The sequence below is a fragment of the Fundicoccus sp. Sow4_D5 genome (assembly GCF_052116365.1).
Taxonomy (GTDB): domain Bacteria; phylum Bacillota; class Bacilli; order Lactobacillales; family Aerococcaceae; genus Fundicoccus.
This window is the reverse complement of the sequence record NZ_JBQKLF010000025.1, coordinates 1-982: the sequence shown is the minus strand read 5'-3', so window position 1 is coordinate 982 and position 982 is coordinate 1. Positions and strand designations below refer to the sequence as shown.

The 982-nt window shown below is 50.4% G+C and carries 9 tRNA genes and 1 rRNA gene; all 10 read right to left on the bottom strand.

Annotation, left to right across the window (positions count from 1 at the left end):
* Positions 1-20: 20 nt before the first annotated feature.
* Positions 21-93 (bottom strand) — tRNA-Ala (locus ACTQ45_RS13585).
* A gap of 18 nt (positions 94-111) precedes the next feature.
* Positions 112-185, bottom strand: a tRNA-Pro gene (locus ACTQ45_RS13580).
* Between the two features lie 21 nt (positions 186-206).
* Positions 207-280 (bottom strand) — tRNA-Arg (locus ACTQ45_RS13575).
* A gap of 11 nt (positions 281-291) precedes the next feature.
* A tRNA-Leu gene (locus ACTQ45_RS13570) sits at positions 292-377 on the bottom strand.
* Between the two features lie 29 nt (positions 378-406).
* Positions 407-478 (bottom strand) — tRNA-Gly (locus tag ACTQ45_RS13565).
* 1 nt (position 479) lies between these two features.
* Positions 480-555 (bottom strand) — tRNA-Thr (locus ACTQ45_RS13560).
* A gap of 47 nt (positions 556-602) precedes the next feature.
* Positions 603-684, bottom strand: a tRNA-Leu gene (locus ACTQ45_RS13555).
* A 22-nt stretch (positions 685-706) separates the two neighbouring features.
* Positions 707-779: transfer RNA gene (locus tag ACTQ45_RS13550), tRNA-Lys, on the bottom strand.
* A 7-nt stretch (positions 780-786) separates the two neighbouring features.
* Positions 787-859: transfer RNA gene (locus ACTQ45_RS13545), tRNA-Val, on the bottom strand.
* A gap of 34 nt (positions 860-893) precedes the next feature.
* Positions 894-982, bottom strand: a 5S ribosomal RNA gene (gene rrf / locus ACTQ45_RS13540); the annotation flags it as partial.

The following is a 982-nucleotide window of genomic DNA, read 5'->3' as shown; positions in this document are numbered from 1 at the left end:
TTCACATTTAAAGAAAAAAATGGAGACTAGCGGGATCGAACCGCTGACCTCCTGCGTGCAAAGCAGGCGCTCTCCCAGCTGAGCTAAGCCCCCAAAATATTTCTAAAAAAATCGGGAAGACAGGATTCGAACCTGCGACCCCTTGGTCCCAAACCAAGTGCTCTACCAAGCTGAGCTACTTCCCGATGTGATGATTATTTAAAGCATGCAGCCAGCAGGAGTCGAACCTGCAACCGCCTGATTCGTAGTCAGGTACTCTATCCAATTGAGCCATGGCTGCTTTAAAACGAATGCCGAGGGCCGGAATCGAACCGGCACGGTGATCACTCACCGCAGGATTTTAAGTCCTGTGCGTCTGCCAGTTCCGCCACCCCGGCAATATCTGCCTGTGTTTTTATATCTGGCAAGCGAAAGACGGGATTCGAACCCGCGACCCCCACCTTGGCAAGGTGGTGTTCTACCACTGAACTACTTTCGCATGGTGCCGGCTAAAGGACTTGAACCCTCGACCCTCTGATTACAAATCAGATGCTCTACCAACTGAGCTAAGCCGGCACATGTTAAATGCTTATTTAAATTTCAACGTTTATAAAAAACGCGACTGCGGGTGGAGGGACTTGAACCCACACACCTTGCGGCGCCAGATCCTAAATCTGGTGCGTCTGCCAATTCCGCCACACCCGCTCGATTCTTAAAAAGAAACGAATGACCCGTGCAGGATTCGAACCTGCGACCCACTGATTAAAAGTCAGTTGCTCTACCAACTGAGCTAACGAGTCGTAATAATGGAGGATGACGGGATCGAACCGCCGACATTCTGCTTGTAAGGCAGACGCTCTCCCAGCTGAGCTAATCCTCCAACTATACGTTGTGTCTAATAACATACAACACTTGCGTGGCAACGTCCTACTCTCACAGGACCAAAGGTCCAACTACCATCGGCGCTAAGAAGCTTAACTGCTGTGTTCGGCATGGGAACAGG